General features: G+C 70.7%; 12 protein-coding genes. 6 read left to right on the top strand and 6 right to left on the bottom strand.

What is annotated here, in order from left to right; translation table 11 throughout:
* The first annotated feature begins 14 nt into the window (after window positions 1-14).
* The gene (locus QFZ58_RS06045) at window positions 15-1265 is read left to right on the top strand and encodes a lytic transglycosylase domain-containing protein (protein ID WP_307123864.1); all 1251 of its coding nucleotides are present in this window, start codon (window positions 15-17) and stop codon (window positions 1263-1265) included.
* A 15-nt stretch (window positions 1266-1280) separates the two neighbouring features.
* Here the strand turns inward: QFZ58_RS06045 and QFZ58_RS06040 are convergent, their stop codons facing one another.
* On the bottom strand, window positions 1281-2342 hold the full coding sequence (locus tag QFZ58_RS06040) for an ATP-dependent DNA ligase (protein WP_307123863.1): 1062 nt from the start codon (window positions 2340-2342) through the stop codon (window positions 1281-1283).
* 88 nt (window positions 2343-2430) lie between these two features.
* On the opposite strand from QFZ58_RS06040, the gene ligD reads away from it, so the two are divergent.
* Both ligD and QFZ58_RS06030 read left to right on the top strand, forming a co-directional pair.
* The gene (gene ligD / locus QFZ58_RS06035) at window positions 2431-3438 is read left to right on the top strand and encodes a non-homologous end-joining DNA ligase (RefSeq protein ID WP_307128782.1); all 1008 of its coding nucleotides are present in this window, start codon (window positions 2431-2433) and stop codon (window positions 3436-3438) included.
* Window positions 3435-4514, top strand: coding sequence for an ABC transporter permease (locus QFZ58_RS06030; protein WP_307123862.1), 1080 nt, complete (start codon window positions 3435-3437; stop codon window positions 4512-4514). Before ligD ends, QFZ58_RS06030 begins: the two co-directional genes overlap by 4 nt.
* 12 nt (window positions 4515-4526) lie before the next feature.
* Here the strand turns inward: QFZ58_RS06030 and QFZ58_RS06025 are convergent, their stop codons facing one another.
* Both QFZ58_RS06025 and QFZ58_RS06020 read right to left on the bottom strand, forming a co-directional pair.
* Window positions 4527-6761: an OmpL47-type beta-barrel domain-containing protein gene (locus tag QFZ58_RS06025; protein ID WP_307123861.1), complete on the bottom strand. Its 2235-nt coding sequence runs from the start codon at window positions 6759-6761 to the stop codon at window positions 4527-4529.
* Window positions 6758-9256, bottom strand: a complete 2499-nt coding sequence (locus tag QFZ58_RS06020) for a ThuA domain-containing protein (RefSeq protein WP_307123860.1) — start codon at window positions 9254-9256, stop codon at window positions 6758-6760. Before QFZ58_RS06020 ends, QFZ58_RS06025 begins: the two co-directional genes overlap by 4 nt.
* Window positions 9257-9507: 251 nt before the next feature.
* Here QFZ58_RS06020 and QFZ58_RS06015 point away from each other — a divergent pair, with 251 nt between their 5' ends.
* Complete coding sequence (locus tag QFZ58_RS06015) at window positions 9508-10494, top strand: multicopper oxidase domain-containing protein (protein ID WP_307123859.1); 987 nt, start codon at window positions 9508-9510, stop codon at window positions 10492-10494.
* 22 nt (window positions 10495-10516) lie between these two features.
* Here the strand turns inward: QFZ58_RS06015 and QFZ58_RS06010 are convergent, their stop codons facing one another.
* The gene (locus QFZ58_RS06010; RefSeq protein ID WP_307123858.1) at window positions 10517-12709 is read right to left on the bottom strand and encodes a DEAD/DEAH box helicase; all 2193 of its coding nucleotides are present in this window, start codon (window positions 12707-12709) and stop codon (window positions 10517-10519) included.
* A 211-nt stretch (window positions 12710-12920) separates the two neighbouring features.
* Between QFZ58_RS06010 and QFZ58_RS06005 the strand changes: the two genes are divergently transcribed.
* Window positions 12921-13715, top strand: coding sequence for a VOC family protein (locus QFZ58_RS06005; protein ID WP_307123857.1), 795 nt, complete (start codon window positions 12921-12923; stop codon window positions 13713-13715).
* Window positions 13716-13849: 134 nt separating this feature from the next.
* Window positions 13850-14104, top strand: coding sequence for a WhiB family transcriptional regulator (locus QFZ58_RS06000; RefSeq protein WP_307123856.1), 255 nt, complete (start codon window positions 13850-13852; stop codon window positions 14102-14104).
* 16 nt (window positions 14105-14120) lie between these two features.
* Here the strand turns inward: QFZ58_RS06000 and QFZ58_RS05995 are convergent, their stop codons facing one another.
* Both QFZ58_RS05995 and QFZ58_RS05990 read right to left on the bottom strand, forming a co-directional pair.
* Entirely contained in the window at window positions 14121-14999 is an 879-nt protein-coding gene (locus QFZ58_RS05995) for a chitosanase (protein ID WP_373428651.1), read from the bottom strand.
* 137 nt (window positions 15000-15136) lie between these two features.
* On the bottom strand, window positions 15137-16114 hold the full coding sequence (locus tag QFZ58_RS05990) for an acyl-ACP desaturase (protein WP_307123854.1): 978 nt from the start codon (window positions 16112-16114) through the stop codon (window positions 15137-15139).
* Between the last annotated feature and the right edge of the window lie 71 nt (window positions 16115-16185).

Here is a 16185-nt window from a genome sequence, read left to right as displayed (position 1 = left end):
GGGGAGGAGCACGCGTGAGGTTCGACGGAACGATGCGCCGGGGACTCACCGGCACGGCGACCGCCGTCGCCGCCATGGCGGCGCTCACCGCGTCCCAGGCACCCGGACTCGCCGGCGGCGCGGCCGCCGGGGAGAAGACCGCGGCGGCCGGTGACGTGGTCTGGACCGAGGTGCCCAACGACGACAGCTATCACACCGAACTGCCGCCCCTGCGGTCGCCGGAGCCGCCGACGCCGCTGCCGAGGACCGGCGGGAAGCCGGTCGGCCCGGCTGCGGCCCGGTCCTGGGCCGAGGCCGGCATCCCGGCGACCGTGCTGGCCGCCTACCGCACGGCGCAGAACTCCCTCCGCCGCACCGACCCCGGCTGCCGTCTGCCCTGGCAGTTGCTCGCGGCGATCGGCAAGGTCGAGTCCGGCCACGCCGGCGGGGGGCGGGTGGACGCCGGCGGCACCACGCTCACCCCGATCCTGGGCCCGGTCCTCGACGGGGCGGGGTTCGCCGACATCCCTGACACCGACGGCGGGGTGTACGACGGCGACACCCGGTACGACCGGGCTGTCGGCCCGATGCAGTTCATCCCCTCCACCTGGGCGCACTGGGGCAGGGACGCCAACGGCGACGGGCGCAAGGACCCCGGCAACATCGCCGACGCGGCCCTGGCCGCCGGCCACTACCTCTGCGCCGGAGCGCGCGACCTGTCGGTAGGCGGTGACCTGAACCGGGCGATCCTCAGCTACAACCGCTCGGACACCTACCTGCGTACGGTCCTGTCGTGGCTGGAGTTCTACCGCAGGGGCACCCACCCGGTCGCAGACGGCGAGGGCGTGGTCCCTGGCAGCCCCGGCGCGGGCAGCCGCACCGGGCCGAAGGCCCCGGTCGGTGGAGGGCCGGGCAGCCCGGGCGGCGACGGGAAGGGGGGCGGCGGAGGCATCGTCATCGGGCCCAGGCCCAGCGGTACACCGCGCCCTTCCACCTCCCCCACGCCCACCCCGTCGGAGTCCGGCAGCCCGGACCCGGACGGTTCGGCGACCCCCACGGACCCCCGTCCCGATCCCACCGGTACGGGCTCCCCGGACCCGACGACGACCCCCGACCCCACCACGACACCGGATCCGACGACGACTCCCGACCCCACGGCGACCCCCGACCCCACCACGACACCCGAACCGGACCCCAGCACCTCCGACCCGGGCTGCCCCACGGCCTCGGCGGACACCGATCCGGCCACCCCCGCGGACGAACCCTGCGCCACCCCGTCCGCCTGACGGCCCGGCCCGCGGTCAGCCGGTGCCGAGCACCTCGGACAGGTCGTACCGCACCACTTCCTCCAGTTGCGCGTAGGTGCAGCTGGCGGGGGTGCGGTCCGGCCGCCACCGCCGGAACTGGGTGGTGTGGCGGAACCGGTCGCCCTCCATGTGGTCGTAGGCCACCTCGCAGACACGCTCCGGCCGCAACGCCACCCAGGAGAGGTCCTTCTTGCCCGACCAGCGGCTCGGGGCGCCGGGCAGCCGTGCGCTCTCGTGCGCCGCCGCCTCGGCCCAGGACGCCCACGGATGTTCGGCCGGATCGATGCGCAACGGGTCGAGTTCCTCCAGGAGTTCGGCGCGCCGTCGCATGGAGAAGGCGGCGCACACGCCGACGTGCTGCAGCGCGCCTCCGGAGTCGTGGAGACCGAGGAGCAGCGAGCCGACCACCGGGCCGCTCTTGTGGAAGCGGTAACCCGCCACCACGCAGTCGGCCGTACGCTCGTGCTTGATCTTGTACATCGCGCGTACGTCCGGCCGGTACGGCAGACCTAGCGGCTTGGCGACCACACCGTCCAGCCCGGCGCCCTCGTAGCGATCGAACCACTCCTGGGCGACGGCGGGGTCCGTGGTGGCCGGAGCCAGATGGACGGGGGCCGACACGGTGGCCAGCGCCGTCTCCAGCGCCGCACGCCGTTCGCTCTGTGCGGTGGCGAGCAGGGACGTGTCGTCCAGCGCGAGGATGTCGAAGGCCACGAAACCGGCCGGTGTCCGCTCGGCCAGCAGCCGCACCCGGGAATCCGCCGGATGGATGCGCTCGCTCAGCCGGTCGAAGTCGAGACGGCCGCCGTGCGCCACCACGATCTCCCCGTCGACCACACAGCGCGGCGGCAGGTTGTCCCGCAGCGCGGTGACCAGTTCCGGGAAGTACCGGGTGAGCGGCTTCCCCGTCCGGCTGCCGATCACCACCTCGTCGCCGTCCCGGTGCACGATCGCGCGGAAGCCGTCCCACTTCGCCTCGTACTGCATGCCGGGCGGAATCGCGGACACGGACTTGGCGAGCATCGGTTTCACAGGAGGCATCACCGGCAGGTCCATAGCCCGATTCTGGCCCATCGCACGGAGCCCGTCTCCCGATATGCGGCATATGTGCCCCCGGCCTACGGTGTCCGTCATGGGAGCAGCGATCGAGCTGGACGCGGACGGGCGGCCCGTACGGCTGTCCAACCCGGACAAGGTGTACTTCCCAGAGAAGGGTTACACCAAGAGAGACGTGGCCGAGTACTTCCTGGCCGTCGGGCCCGGGATCCTGCGCGCCCTGCGCGAGCGCCCCACCACTCTCCAGCGCTTCGTCGACGGCGTCGGGGGAGAGTTCTTCTACCAGAAGCGGGCGCCGAAGAACCTGCCCGACTGGACACCCACCGCGCGTATCGAATTCCCCAGCGGCCGGCACGCCGACGAGATGTGCCCCACCGAGCTCGGCGCCGTTCTCTGGGCGGCCAATCTCGGCACGCTGACCTTCCACCCGTGGCCGGTGCGCAGGCCCGACACCGATCACCCCGACGAGCTGCGCATCGACCTCGACCCGCAGCCCGGCACCGACTACGCCGACGCCGTGCGGGCGGCCCACGAGCTGCGGTCCGTCCTGGAGGACCACGGGCTGCGCGGCTGGCCCAAGACCTCGGGCGGGCGCGGCATCCACGTGTTCGTCCCCCTGGTCCCCGAGTGGACCTTCACCCAGGTGCGCCGCGCCGCGATCGCGGTGGGGCGGGAACTCGAGCGCCGGATGCCGAAGCGGGTGACCACCGCGTGGTGGAAGGAGGAACGCGGCGAGCGGATCTTCGTGGACTACAACCAGACGGCCCGCGACCGCACCATCGCCTGCGCCTACTCCGTCCGCCCGTTCCCGCACGCCCCGGTCTCCGCGCCCCTGCGCTGGGAGGAGATCGACGACGCGGAACCCCGCGACTTCGACATCCGGACGATGCCCGAGCGGTACGCCGAGGTGGGAGACCTGCACGCCGACATGGACGACCACGCCTTCCGGCTCGACCAGCTGCTGGAGCTGGCCACGCGCGACGAGCAGGAGCACAGGCTCGGAGACCTGCCCTACCCGCCGGAGTACCCCAAGATGCCCGGGGAGCCGAAGCGGGTGCAGCCCAGCCGCGCCCGGCACGACGACGGTGAAGCGTGAGCGCCGGCGAGGGGGCGGAGCAGCCCGCGCACGGAGCTCACGGCAGGCCCCCGACCCGGGCCGACAGGTGGGCGTCGTACAAGCAGTCGCCGTACGTCCCGGCGGTCGTGCTGCTCTTCATCCTCGCCGCCGCGGCCGGCCTCTTCGCCGGTTCGTACACGTACACGATGGCCGACCCGACACCGCGCAGCATCCCGGCCGCGGTGGTCGACGGTGCCGAGGCACGGGGAGGGAAGAAGTTCGTCGTGGGGATGGATGAGGCCCTCGACGCCTCCCTCCACCTGCATCGGTACGCGACCCGGGCCGGGGCGCGACAGGCCATGGAGGAGCAGAAGGTCTTCGTGACCCTGCGGCCGGGTGAGCGCGGGGTGGCCATGGACATCGCCGGAGCCGGCGGGGCCACGGTCGCCCAACTGCTCGCCGAGACCGGCGCGAAGGTCGCGAAGGCCACCGGGGTCCCTGTCACGATCACGGACGTCAAGCCACTCCAGGAAGGTGACCCGCGCGGACTGGCACTTTTCTACATCTCGCTCGCCGCCGTCATCATCGGCTTCGTGGGGGCCATCCAGCTCAGCGTGCACGCGCGAGCGCTCGATCCCCTCGAACGCATCCTCTTCACCGTCGCCTACGCCCTGCTCGGCGGCTTCGCGATCGCGGCGGTGGTGGACTGGTGGCTCGGGGCGCTGGATCTGCCCTTCGTCGAGTCCTGGCTGATCCTGGCGCTCACGATGTTCGCGTCGGGCATGGTCTTCACCATGTTCAACACCATCATGGGGCGCTGGGCGATGCTCCCCACCTGGGGGCTGATGGTGCTGCTGGGCAACCCGTCATCGGGTGGCGCGGTGTCCTGGCCCCTGCTGCCGTCGGTGCTCGGGCACATCGGCCGCTGGCTGCCACCGGGTGCTTCGGTCAACGCACAGCACACGGCGGTCTACTACCAGGGCCATCAGTACGCGTTCCCGTTCCTGGTGCTGGCGGCCTGGTCACTGCTCTCGTGCACCGTCTTCTGGGTGTGGCGCCACCGGCACCCGGGAGGCCGCGGCCGCGTGCCGGAGCACGCGGCCGCGGCCGCCTGAGTGTGCCTCGCCCTACAACTCCTGGATGCGGATGTCGCGGTAGGAGATCACGTCCGTGGTGCTGTGGACCTGGAGCCCGATGTAGCCGGAGGCGTAACGACGGCCGTCGGTGCCCGGGTCGTCGCCCCGCGGCGGCTGGAAGAGCTGACCGCCGTTGTTGTCGAACTCGTTGATCAGGACACCGTTGCGGTAGACCGAGTAGTGCTGGTCCACCACCCGGATCTCGTAGTCGTTCCAGGTGCCCTTGGGTGTGACCCCGGCGCCGCCGAGACCGACCCGGTCGAAGCCGTAGATCGAGCCGGTCTTGTACATGTCGCCGTCGGGCCGGTCGTTGACCTGGATCTCATGGCCGTACTTGATGGCGACCCACTCGGGACGTGACTCCTCCGGGTGGTCGTGGACGTTCGGGAAGCGGACGAAGACCCCGCCGTTGGCGTTGCCCGTGCCGGGTGCGTCGTCCCGCCACTGCAGCTTCAGCGAGAAGTCCCCGTACTGCCGGGACGGGAACCACAGCATGCCCATGCCGTCGACGGTGGTCGAGCTGGTGATCGAGCCCTCCTCCTCGTTCAGCCCGAACTTCCCGCCGCCCACCTGTTCCCACGCGGCGAGGGACCCGGCCGTGCCGTCGAAGAGCTTGCGGTAACCCTCGTCCTGGCCCGGCCTGCCGATGCCGGACTGCTTGGCCGCCTTGTAGATCTTCTTGTGCTCACGGGTGTCGATCACCCCTGCGGCCAGCAGCTTGTCGATGACCTTGTCGACGTGCTTGAGGAACAGGGCGTGGGAGGACCAGTCCTTCTCGTCCTCGATCAGCTCGTTGATCGTGCAGCGATTGCCCGTGATCCGGTTGGGGACGCCGCTGTCGACCGTACCGACGATGACGGTGAGCCGCTCGTCGTACTCGGGGCAGTTGGGTGCGGGCACACCGCCGCTCTCGGCGATGGTGAACGAGGACTGCTTCGCCTCCGAGGTGTTGCCCGCCTTGTCCGTCGCCCGGTGGGCGAAGGTGTGGCGACCGACGCGGTCCACGATGACGGGGGAGGAGTAGGCCAGGTACGGGCCGCCGTCGAGGGAGTACTCGACCTTGTCCACACCCGAGTCGGCATCGGTGGCGGTGACCGCGACCGTGGCGCTGGTGATGAACGCGCCGTCCGAGTTCTTGTCACCCGTCACCGCCGCGGCGGTCACCGGCGGTGTCCTGTCCTGCGACGGCGGTGCGGTGACGGTGAAGTCGACCGCCTTCTCGGCCGCGACGTTGCCGGACCTGTCGGTGGCGCGGTAGCGGACCGTGTGCGTCCCGACCTCGTGCACCATGACGGGGGCGGTGTACGCCTGCCAGGCACCGTCCGCACCGATGGCGTACTCGATGGTGTTGACGCCGGACCCGGTGTCCGACGCGGTCACCGTCACCGTGGCCATCCCCAGGTAGGCACCCGCGTCGTCCTTCTCGCCCGAGACGGTCGCCGAGGTCTCCGGCGCGGTCTCGTCGTCCGTGGGCGGTGCGGCGACGGTGAAGTCGACCGCCTTCTCGGCCGCGACGTTGCCGGACCTGTCGGTGGCGCGGTAGCGGACGGTGTGCGTCCCGACCTGGTCGACCACGACGGGCGTGGTGTACGGCTGCCAGGCGCCGTCGGTTCCGACGGCGTACTCGACGGTGCCGACGCCCGAACCGGCGTCCGTCGCCGCCACGGTGACGGTGGCCTGGCCGATGTACGCGCCGTCGGCGTCCTTGTCCCCGTCCACCGTCGCCGAGGTCTCGGGTGCGGTGGTGTCCTCGCCGCCGCCCTCGGTCACGGTGAGGATGCCCTGCATGGACCCGTGGCCGGGAATGGTGCAGTGGTAGAAGTACCGGCCGGGGGTGAGGGTGACCTCGACGCTGTGCCTGCCGCCCTCGCTGTCGCTGGGGTTGGCCAGGATGTTCACCTGGACATCGTCGTTGAATTCCACGTCCGAGACGCTGAAGGTCAGCGTGTGCGGCATCCCGGTCGTGTTGCCCGTGGCGGCGCTGTTCTCGAAGACGATGGTCGCGGCGCCGGCCACGGCCGTCTTCGGTGCCGACAGATAGTGGTCGATGGGGTCGCCGGCGGTCCAGTCGAGGACCTGGCCGGCCGCGGCGCCCGCCTGTTCGTCCTCACGTCCGTACGCGGCCGTCGACGTCAGCCCCAGGACCATCAGGAACGAACCGAGCAGGGCCAGCCACACCCTGACGGGCCGGTACCGCTGTCGCGTAAGGAGCGATCGCTGTCTCACTGCGCTGCCGCCTTCCTGGCCAGATCGGCGGCGGCCGGGGTCGGACCGCCGCCCTTGTACGTCACACGCCAGAGCGCGGACTTGGAGTCGGAGGTGAAGAAGCCGCGCCCGTAGTCCAGGACGTAGAGGGAACCGTCAGGGGCGAACTTCCAGTCCATGAGGTTGCGGATGCCGTTCGCGCCGACCGGAATGATCTTCTTGAGGGACTCGGCGTGGGTGGGGAGCCCGCCCTTGCCGACCGTCTTCGGGTCGGTGAGCACGGCGTGGCGCGGCTGGGTGTCGTCGTAGAAGTCACCCACGAACCACTTGCCGTCCCAGTACGAGGGCCACTTGGCCGTGCTGTCGCTCGCGGCGTCGTACCGGTAGACAGGGCCGTTCATCGTGGCCTGGCCGCCGCCCTTGAGCCAGGGCAGGAGCTCCTTCTGGTCCTCGACCTTGTAGCTGGGGATGCCCTCGGCGTCGCGCGGGTAGTCCACACCACCGCCCTGCGGCGAGTACCAGATCGTGTTGCCGGTCACCGGCGGCAGGTTGACCAGTCCGTCGTTGTTGGGCGACTCGTTCTTCGGCGCGTCGCAGTCGTACCAGTCCAGCGGCTTGGACGGGTCCGGCAGATTGCGGTCGCGGTAGGGCTGCTTGTTGCCCATGCAGTAGGGCCAGCCGTGGTTGCCGGCCTTCGTGATCGCCGCGAACGTGTCGTACTTGGCGGGACCCCAGGTCGTGCTCGGAGCGCCCGCGTCGGGGCCGACCCAGCCGGCGTACAGCGTGTCGGTCGACTTGTCGACGGAGATGCGGGCGGGATTGCGCACACCCATCACGTAGATCTCGCCGCGTGTCTTGCCGCCCCCCTCGTCCGACTCCTCGCCGGTGAAGAGGTTCCCCTCCGGCAGGGTGTACGTGCCGTCGTCCTCGGGGTGGATCCGCAGGATCTTCCCGTTGAGGTTGTTGGTGTTGCCCGCGGTGCGGCGGGCATCGGCGAAGGACAGGCCCTTGTAGTTGGGCTGGGGGTTGTTGCCGGAGTAACCGTCGCTGAAACCGGAGGAGTTGTTGTCCCCGGTCGCGATGTAGAGGTTCTCCTTCGAGTCCCAGGCCATGCCGCCGCCCGCGTGGCAGCAGCTGTGGATCTGGACCGGCCAGTGCAGGAGCACCTTCTCGGATGCCAGGTCCAGCTTGTTCGTGGCGCGGTCGAAGGTGAAACGGGAGACCTGGCGCACGGCCGTCTGCTTGTCGCGATCGATCTTCGCGTGCGGGGTGTAGTGCAGGTAGACCCAGCCGTTGGTGGTGAAGTCCGGGTCCAGCTCGATGCCGAGCAGTCCCTCCTCCACCTTGACCAGCTCGTCGCCGCCGCCCTTGTTGCCGAAGACGCTGAGCTTGCCCGCGAGGGTGACCTTCTTCGTCCCCGGGTCGTAGACGTGGATCTCGCCCTCGCCCTTGCCGACGTTCGGGTCCTTCCAGTCGGTGACCACCGGCACGCTGCTGTCCGTGCCGCCGCGCCCGACGTAGAAGACCCGCCCGTCCTTCGCGGTCACCAGGCCGTGCGGCTCACCGATCTGGTCGTTCTGCCCGGGCTGGTTGGGCCGGGTGAGGCGCTCCGCCGTGTAGTTGGAGTCGATGGTGGCCTTGCAGTCGGCCTGCGAGATGCGGCTCGTCCAGGCCAGCGCACCGCGCAGGTGGTCCCGGAAGTCGGTCTCGGCGAAGCTGCTGACCGTACCGCCCATGGCCGTGTAGAAGGACCGGCCGCCGTCGTAGTCACGGCACCAGGAGACCGGGTGGTCCCAGCCGTTGGCACTCTCGCCGGGGGAGTAGGTGATCTCGCGGACCCGGGCCACGGTGTGCACGTCGCCGGACGGATTGTCCTTCCAGTTCAGCCAGGTGTCCGGGCGCTTCCACTCCAGCGGGAGGTTCCTGGTCGCCGGGTGCTGCCGGTCGCCGATCTCCACGGTGGCGCGCTGGACGTCCGTGGGACTGCCCGCTGCGGGGCGGGCACCGACCAGGCCGGTGAACCAGTCGGAGTACGGTTCCGTACGGGCCGCGTCATGGATGCCGAGGAAGCCTCCGCCCGCCTCCATGTACGCCTCCAGACCCGCCTCCTGCTCCGGGGTGAGGACGTCGCCGCCACCGGTCAGGAAGACGACGGCGTTGTACTTGCCGAGCTGCTTGCCGTTGGTGAAGACCGAGGCGTCGTCGGTGGCCACGGTCTTGAAGCGCCCGGCCGCCGGACCGCTGAGCCCGATCTTCTCGACTGCGGCGATCCCCGCGTCGACGGTCGGCGACTCCTCGCCCGCCGACGCGTGGAAGACCAGCACCTTGACGTCGGCCCCGCCCGGCGGTGAGGGAAGGGACAACGTTGTCGCCATCCGTTCCGCGAGCCCCGGATCCGGATACGGTCTGGCGCTGGCGGCGTTGCCGCCCAGCAGGGACGCGGTCAGAGCGCCGACCGCCACCGCCGCCGCGAGCCCGCGACGCGATCTGGACCTGTGATGTGGTGTGCGCTGCATGTGGTCACCCACCCCTCTTTGGTCACTTCACTTCCTGGATCACTGCACTTCTCTCCATGCACTGCCACTGCGCCTTCGTGGTCACTGCGACAGCGCACGAAGCTAGACCCCTTTTCATGGCTCGCCAATAGCTACGGCAGCATTCGAACGAACTTTGTCCTGAGTGTGGATAAACGAGGGATCCACGGCTACGGTGTGGGCCGTTCCGGGGATCAGCGCGTCAGTTTCCGTCTCGCACTGGGGAGTTCGACATGGACCGAAGGACCTTCAACCGGCGGATGCTCGTGGGTGGAGGGGTGGCGGCGGCGACCGGCGTGACATCGATGTCGCTCGGCACCGTCCAGGCCACCCCGGCGGAGAACCCTGCCAGGACCGCCCCGGCGGGTGGCCAGGTCCGGCACCTCAAGCTGTACGCCGAGAAGCTGGCGGACGGTCAGATGGGGTACGGCCTGGAGAAGGGCAAGGCGTCGATCCCCGGCCCGCTCATCGAGATCATCGAGGGCGACACCCTGCACATCGAATTCGAGAACACCACGGACGTCGACGCCAGCCTCCACGTCCACGGCGTCGACTACGACATAGCGAGCGACGGCACGCGCATGAACCGGAGCCACGTCGAACCGGGCGGCACCCGTACGTACACCTGGCGCACGCACGCCCCCGGCCGGCGCAAGGACGGAACCTGGCAGGCGGGCAGCGCCGGCTACTGGCACTACCACGACCACGTCGTCGGCACGGATCACGGCACCGGTGGCATCCGCAAGGGGCTGTACGGACCCGTCGTCGTCCGGCGCAAGGGGGACGTCCTGCCGGACCGTACGATCACCATCGTCTTCAACGACATGACGATCAACAACAAGGCCGCCGACGAGAGTCCCGACTTCGAGGCCACCGTGGGCGACCGGGTCGAGGTCGTCATGATCACGCACGGCGAGTACTACCACACCTTCCACATCCACGGGCACCGCTGGGCGGACAACAGGACCGGGATGCTCACCGGCCCCGAGGATCCCAGCCGCGTCGTCGACACGAAGATCTGCGGCCCCGCCGACTCCTTCGGCTTCCAGATCATCGCGGGCGAACACGTGGGAGCGGGCGCCTGGATGTACCACTGCCACGTCCAGAGCCACTCCGACATGGGCATGGCCGGACTGCTGCTGGTGGCCAAGCCCGACGGCACGGTCCCCGGGTACGAGCCGCATCATGTGGAGGGCGCGGCGAGCACCCACACGCACTGAGGGCCGGGTTCGAGGCGGCCGCTCAGACCTCGGCCGCCAGCCGCCGCTGTTCCTCCTCGACGATGCGCCGGGCCAGCGCCCCGTCCGACACGTCGACCGCGTCCGGCGTCGCCTCGGCGACGTCGCTGCGCCGGGCGTACGCGTCGAAGAGACGGTCCTTGCGCGCCAGGATGTCCAGCATCCGCTGGTCGACACTGTCCGCCGCGAGCAGCCGGTGGACGCGGACCGGCCGTATCTGCCCCATGCGGTGGACCCTGGCGACGGCCTGACGTTCCATCGTGGGCTTGATCTGCGGCTCGCACAGGATGACCACGGAGGCCGCCTGGATGTTGAGCCCGACACCGCCGGCCTGTGTCTGGCCCAGCAGCACGGCGTGTCCGTCCGCCGCACCGAACGCGTCGACCAGTTTCTGCCGGCGGGGCGCCGGAACGCTCCCGGAGACCGGACCGAACACCTGGTGTCCCAGGGCGTCGCGGACGGTCTGCAGCACGTCGCGGAAGTAGGAGAAGACCACGACCTTGTGCCCGCCGGCCTCGGCCTCCGCGACCAGCTCGCGCAGCCGGTGCAGCTTCGCCGACGTCGCGGGGCGGGCGTACGCGGCACGGCGCATCCGCATGAAGTGCCCTGAGTGGACCGCCTCGCGGTACGCCTCGAGGTCGGCGGCGGAGAACTCCTGCCACTCGTCGGCCGGTACCAGCGCCGGGAGTTCGGCGAGGACGTCGTCCTGGTTGCGACGGAGATAGGCCGGGGCGACGGCTCTGCGGAAGGCGTGCGAACCGGCGACACCGTGCGTGGCGGTGACGGCCGGGGCCAGTTCCGGGCGCAGCTGACGCACCAGGCTCCGGAACTCCTCGACCCGGTTCTCCATCGGGGTGCCGGTCAGGAACAGCACCCGTTCGGTGTGGCCGGTCCAGCCGGCCACGGCACGGGCCCGCCGGGTCGCGGGGTTCTTCACGAAGTGGGCCTCGTCCACGACGACCATGCCGGGCCGGATTCCGCAGCCCGGGCCGTCCGGCAGGCCGTGCAGCGCGTCGAAGGTGGCCACGGCCACCCCGCCGGTCGCGCGCCACTCCTCGAACGCGTCCCTCCGCTCGGCGCCGTGCACCGGCACGGCCCGCAGCGTGGAGCGGGCCCGGATCTCCCGCCTCCAGTTGATCAGCACGCTGGCCGGGCAGACCACCAGGAAGTGCGACTCGCCGTGTGCGGCGAGGTGGGCCAGTGCCGCGATGGCCTGCACGGTCTTGCCGAGCCCCATCTCGTCTCCCAGGATCACCCGCTTCTGTGCGAGTGCGAAGCGCGCGCCGAAGGACTGGTAGCCGCGCAGGGAGACCCGCAGACGCGTGTCGTCGAGCCGCAGCCCCCGTACCCGGTCCGCGATGCCGGCGGGCAGGAAACCTTCGGCGGCGTCCCGGCCGGGTCCGGTGCCGGACAGCTCGGCGAGCAGACCGTAGTACTCCGCCGACCGCAGCTCGAAGTCCACCCAGGCCTCGGCGGGCGACGCCGGAGACCGCAGCAGGTCCACCGACACCTGCCCGAACAGCAACGGCAGTTCACATGCCACCGCCTCGTCCAGCACGGCCCGCACGGAGGCGACGGCCTCCCGTGCCCGGGCACGGGCCGCGCGCCCCGCGAGCAGCAGGCGCAGCCGGCTCGCCGCCGGTACGGCCGCGGCAAGCAGCGGTTCCAGCTCCGCGGCGAGACGCCGCGCGGCGGTGGCGGCCCGGCGCGCGTCGTCGCCCGCCCCGGCGAGCCGGTGCAGGGCGACGACCAGCGCGGTCGTGGCGCCTTCCGCCGCGTCCGCCTCGTGCACGTCCAGCCGTACGGCCACGGTGTCCCGGACCGCGTGCGCGATCTGGCGTGCGGCGGCCAGGGCCTGATCGGCCGTCCGCGCCCCGACGCCGGGGATCTGGCGGAGCTCGTAGCGCCCGGCGGCGTGGACCCGGCCGACCGTCGTGTAACCGGCCTGCTCGAGGGCGCCGAGCAGGAGCCGGCCCTCGGTGACGTCGCCCAGCCGGCCGGCGGGGATCCCGGCCAGCTCCCGGCCGACCAGGGAGTCAAGGAGTGGAGCGAGCGTGCTGTGCACGGCCTCGACGGCGTGGGCGTGGTCGGCGAGGACCGCGCCGGCCGCGTCGGCGAGCCGCCTGGCGTCGTCGAGCAGTTCCCGGATGGCTCTTCCCGTGGGCGCGCCGGCGCCCGTGGGTGCGGCCTGTGTCATGTACGTCCTTCTGTCCCCGCTGTCCCACCACGATCGTGGACCGTCCGGCCGCCCCCGCCGTGTCCCATGGTCCCATGCGCCGTGCGCATGGCGCGGCGCGAACTGCGGTTGCCGGTCCCCGGTGCAAGACTCGGTGCGGGAGATCTCGGGGAGGGAACCCCTCTGTCCGAACCAATGAGCGAGACGGCGAGAATCGCTGAAGGAGCACACCATGCTCGATCCGGCTTTCGTGACCGGCGCACCCAACTGGGTCGACCTCGGCACACCCGACCTCGACGCGGCAACGGCCTTCTACCGCGGCCTCTTCGGCTGGGAGCTGGTGCCCGGCGGACCCGAGACCGGCGGATACGGGATGTATCAGCTGAACGGCAGGACGGTCGCGGGCGCCATGACGGTGCCGGAGGACCAGGGCAAGCCCGCCTGGTCGGTCTACTTCCAGACCCCCGACGCGGACGCGACCGCCAGGACCGTGGAGCAGGCCGGGGGCACCGCGGCGTTCCCCCCGATGGACGTCCTCGACTACGGGCGCATGGGCGGCTTCACGGACAACGCCGGGGCCTACTTCGGCGTCTGGCAGCCGGGTACGAATACCGGCCTCGACGTGATCAGGGAGCCGGGAGCACTGATCTGGTCCGAGCTCTACACACCCGACGTCCCCGCCGCCGCCGCGTTCTTCCACACCGTCTTCGGATGGCAGACCGAGGACATGGCGTACCCCGGTGGCTCCTACACGATGGTCCGCCCCGCCGGCACCGAGCGTGACATGTCATGGTTCGGCGGGCTCGTCCCCATCGACGGCGTGCCGAGCCAGGCCCCCGCGGGGCCCCACTGGCTGCCGTACTTCGCCGTCGAGGACTGCGACACGGCGGTGGCCGACGTGGAGCGTCTGGGCGGCTCGGTCACGCTGGCGGCCATGGACGTGCCGGACGTCGGCAGGATCGCCACCTTCGCCGATCCGGCGGGTGCGGCGTTCGCGGTGATCAAGCCCACGATGCCGGAGGGCTGAGCGGCGGCGCAGCGGTCCGGCGGGACGGGACGGGGCCGCGCCCGGCCCGCGGTCCGCGCAACGGGCCGCGGGGGAGCGAGGCGCATTGACGCGGCGTTGATCACTTGTTTATCGCCACCGTGCACTGTGGGCGCATGCCGATCAACACCATGACCGACGACGCGCTGGCCTGGCAGGAGACGGCGTTGTGCGCGCAGACCGGCCCCGAGTTCTTCTTCCCGGCGCCGGGAAGCTCCACCCGTGAGGCCAAGCAGCTGTGCAACGCCTGCGAGGGCCGGGTGGCCTGCCTGGAGTACGCACTCGCCCACGACGAACGCTTCGGCGTGTGGGGCGGCCTCTCCGAGAAGGAGCGGGAGCGGCTGCGCAGAGGCCAGGGCGACCGGGCCTGAACCGGGCCCGCCGTGGTCAGGGGATGCGGAACTCCTCGCCGTACACCTGCCACGCCAGCGGCGGCTTCAGTTCCAGATTGCCCGCGGAGAGGAACACCCGCTGCGCCGTGTCGATACGCGTGGTGTCACGCTGGACCTTCCGGGCCTTGATCGCCGACCGGCTCGCGTCGAGGAAGACGTCGAGGTACGTCTCCTCGTCGCCGCCCTCCGCGGCCGTGTCCGCCTCGGCCATCGCGGCGTCGCGGATGCCGTAGAAGCCGTTCTCCTCGATGCCCGGCCCGTGCAGGACCATCGCGTCGTAGTAGATGAACTGCCCGAGCGTGCCGAGGCCGTCCATCTTCGCCAGCCGCACCGCGGGATCGAAGTACAGCCTGTCCCTCGTCGCGTCCTGAGCCGTGCGGAAGGCGGGGTCCTCGGCCGCCTGGCGCCAGGCGGCGGTGAACCCGGGGTCCAGCCCTTCGTGCGAGTCGGTGCCGTCCACCTCGCGCAACACCGGGAGGAACGGGGCGAGCGGGTTGTCCGGACGTTCCTCGGTGTACGCCTCGACCAGTTGCAGCATGTCGTTCGTACCGGAGCAGAATCCGATGATCCCGGCGGTGTAGCCGTTGCCGTCACCGACGTCCTCGATCGCCCCGTACTGGCTGCGCCAGTCCAGGGTGGAGGCCTCGGCGCTCGCCACCAGCTCGGACGCGAGCTCCTTCATCCGGGGAGCGGCGAGCCCGGGCGGCAGGGCGTCGGTCTCGTCGGCCTCCGCGGCGCCGTCCGCAGTGGCCTCTGCGGTCTTCGGGGACACGGAGGGCTGCGGTGAGAGCGTGGGCGGCTCGGAATCGCCATTGCTGAACAAGATCGAAACAGCTATGACGACGGGCCCACCGAAAAGAACAAGACGCGTCACTGGCTTCACCCGGCACAGAGTACGTTCCGCCATGTCGGGGGGTCAGTCCAGGAGGCGTCCTCGTCCCCTACAACCGCCACGAAAGGGAGCCGACGACGGTACGGCCGGGCACGCCGTACCGTCGTCGGGCCGTGCGGTCAGCCCTGGGCGGCGCGGGCCGTCATGCGGGCCTTGCGCGCCGCCAGCTTCGCGTCGAACTTCGACGCCTCGCTGTCCAGCCCGCTCATGTACAGCCCGAGCTCCTCCTGCGCCTTGAGGCCCTCGGGGCCGAGGCCGTCGATCTCGAGGACCTTCAGGTAGCGGAGAACGGGCTGGAGCACGTCGTCATGGTGGATGCGCATGTTGTAGATCTCGCCGATCGCCATCTGCGCGGCGGCCCGCTCGAAGCCGGGCATCCCGTGGCCGGGCATCCGGAAGTTGACGACGACATCGCGCACGGACTGCATCGTGAGGTCCGGGGCGAGCTCGAAGGCCGCACCCAGCAGGTTGCGGTAGAAGACCATGTGGAGGTTCTCGTCGGTCGCGATCCGGGCCAGCATCCGGTCGCAGACCGGGTCGCCCGACTGGTGGCCGGTGTTGCGGTGCGAGACGCGGGTCGCCAGCTCCTGGAAGGCGACGTACGCCACGGAGTGCAGCATCGAGTGACGGTTGTCGGACTCGAAGCCTTCGGCCATGTGCACCATGCGGAACTGCTCGAGCTTGTCCGGGTCCACCGCGCGCGAGGTGAGCAGGTAGTCGCGCATGACGATGCCGTGCCGGCCCTCCTCCGCGGTCCAGCGGTGCACCCAGGTGCCCCAGGCGCCGTCACGGCCGAAGAGCGAGGCGATCTCGTGGTGGTAGCTGGGGAGGTTGTCCTCGGTCAGCAGGTTCACGACCAGGGCGATCCGGCCGATGTCGGTGACCTTGGACTGGCTCGTCTCCCAGGCTTCGCCGTCCTCGAAGATACCGGGGAAGTTCCGGCCGTCGGAGAAGGGGACGTACTCGTGGGGCATCCAGTCCTTGGCGACCTTCAGGTGGCGGTTGAGTTCCTTCTCCACCACCTCTTCCAGCGCGTACAGCAGGTGGGCGTCGGTCCACGCCTTCGGACTGCCGAGGTGGGGAGAGGTGATCGTCACGGGGGCTCCTGGGGACGGGAGAATTACCTACGGCTTCGTAGGTTACGTGACCGTAGGTTAAGGCGGCGGTA

This window comes from Streptomyces sp. B1I3 (genome assembly GCF_030816615.1).
GTDB lineage: Bacteria > Actinomycetota > Actinomycetes > Streptomycetales > Streptomycetaceae > Streptomyces.
The sequence above is the reverse complement of the archived record's forward strand: the minus strand, read 5'-3'. Positions and strand labels throughout refer to the sequence as shown.

Coding starts and splice junctions, on each gene's coding strand:
- QFZ58_RS06040 (WP_307123863.1), bottom strand. CDS start 2,342: ATGGACCTGCCGGTGATGCCTCCTGTGAAACCGATGCTCGCCAAGTCC.
- QFZ58_RS06020 (WP_307123860.1), bottom strand. CDS start 9,256: ATGCAGCGCACACCACATCACAGGTCCAGATCGCGTCGCGGGCTCGCG.
- QFZ58_RS06015 (WP_307123859.1), top strand. CDS start 9,508: ATGGACCGAAGGACCTTCAACCGGCGGATGCTCGTGGGTGGAGGGGTG.
- QFZ58_RS06010 (WP_307123858.1), bottom strand. CDS start 12,709: ATGACACAGGCCGCACCCACGGGCGCCGGCGCGCCCACGGGAAGAGCC.
- QFZ58_RS06005 (WP_307123857.1), top strand. CDS start 12,921: ATGCTCGATCCGGCTTTCGTGACCGGCGCACCCAACTGGGTCGACCTC.
- QFZ58_RS06000 (WP_307123856.1), top strand. CDS start 13,850: ATGCCGATCAACACCATGACCGACGACGCGCTGGCCTGGCAGGAGACG.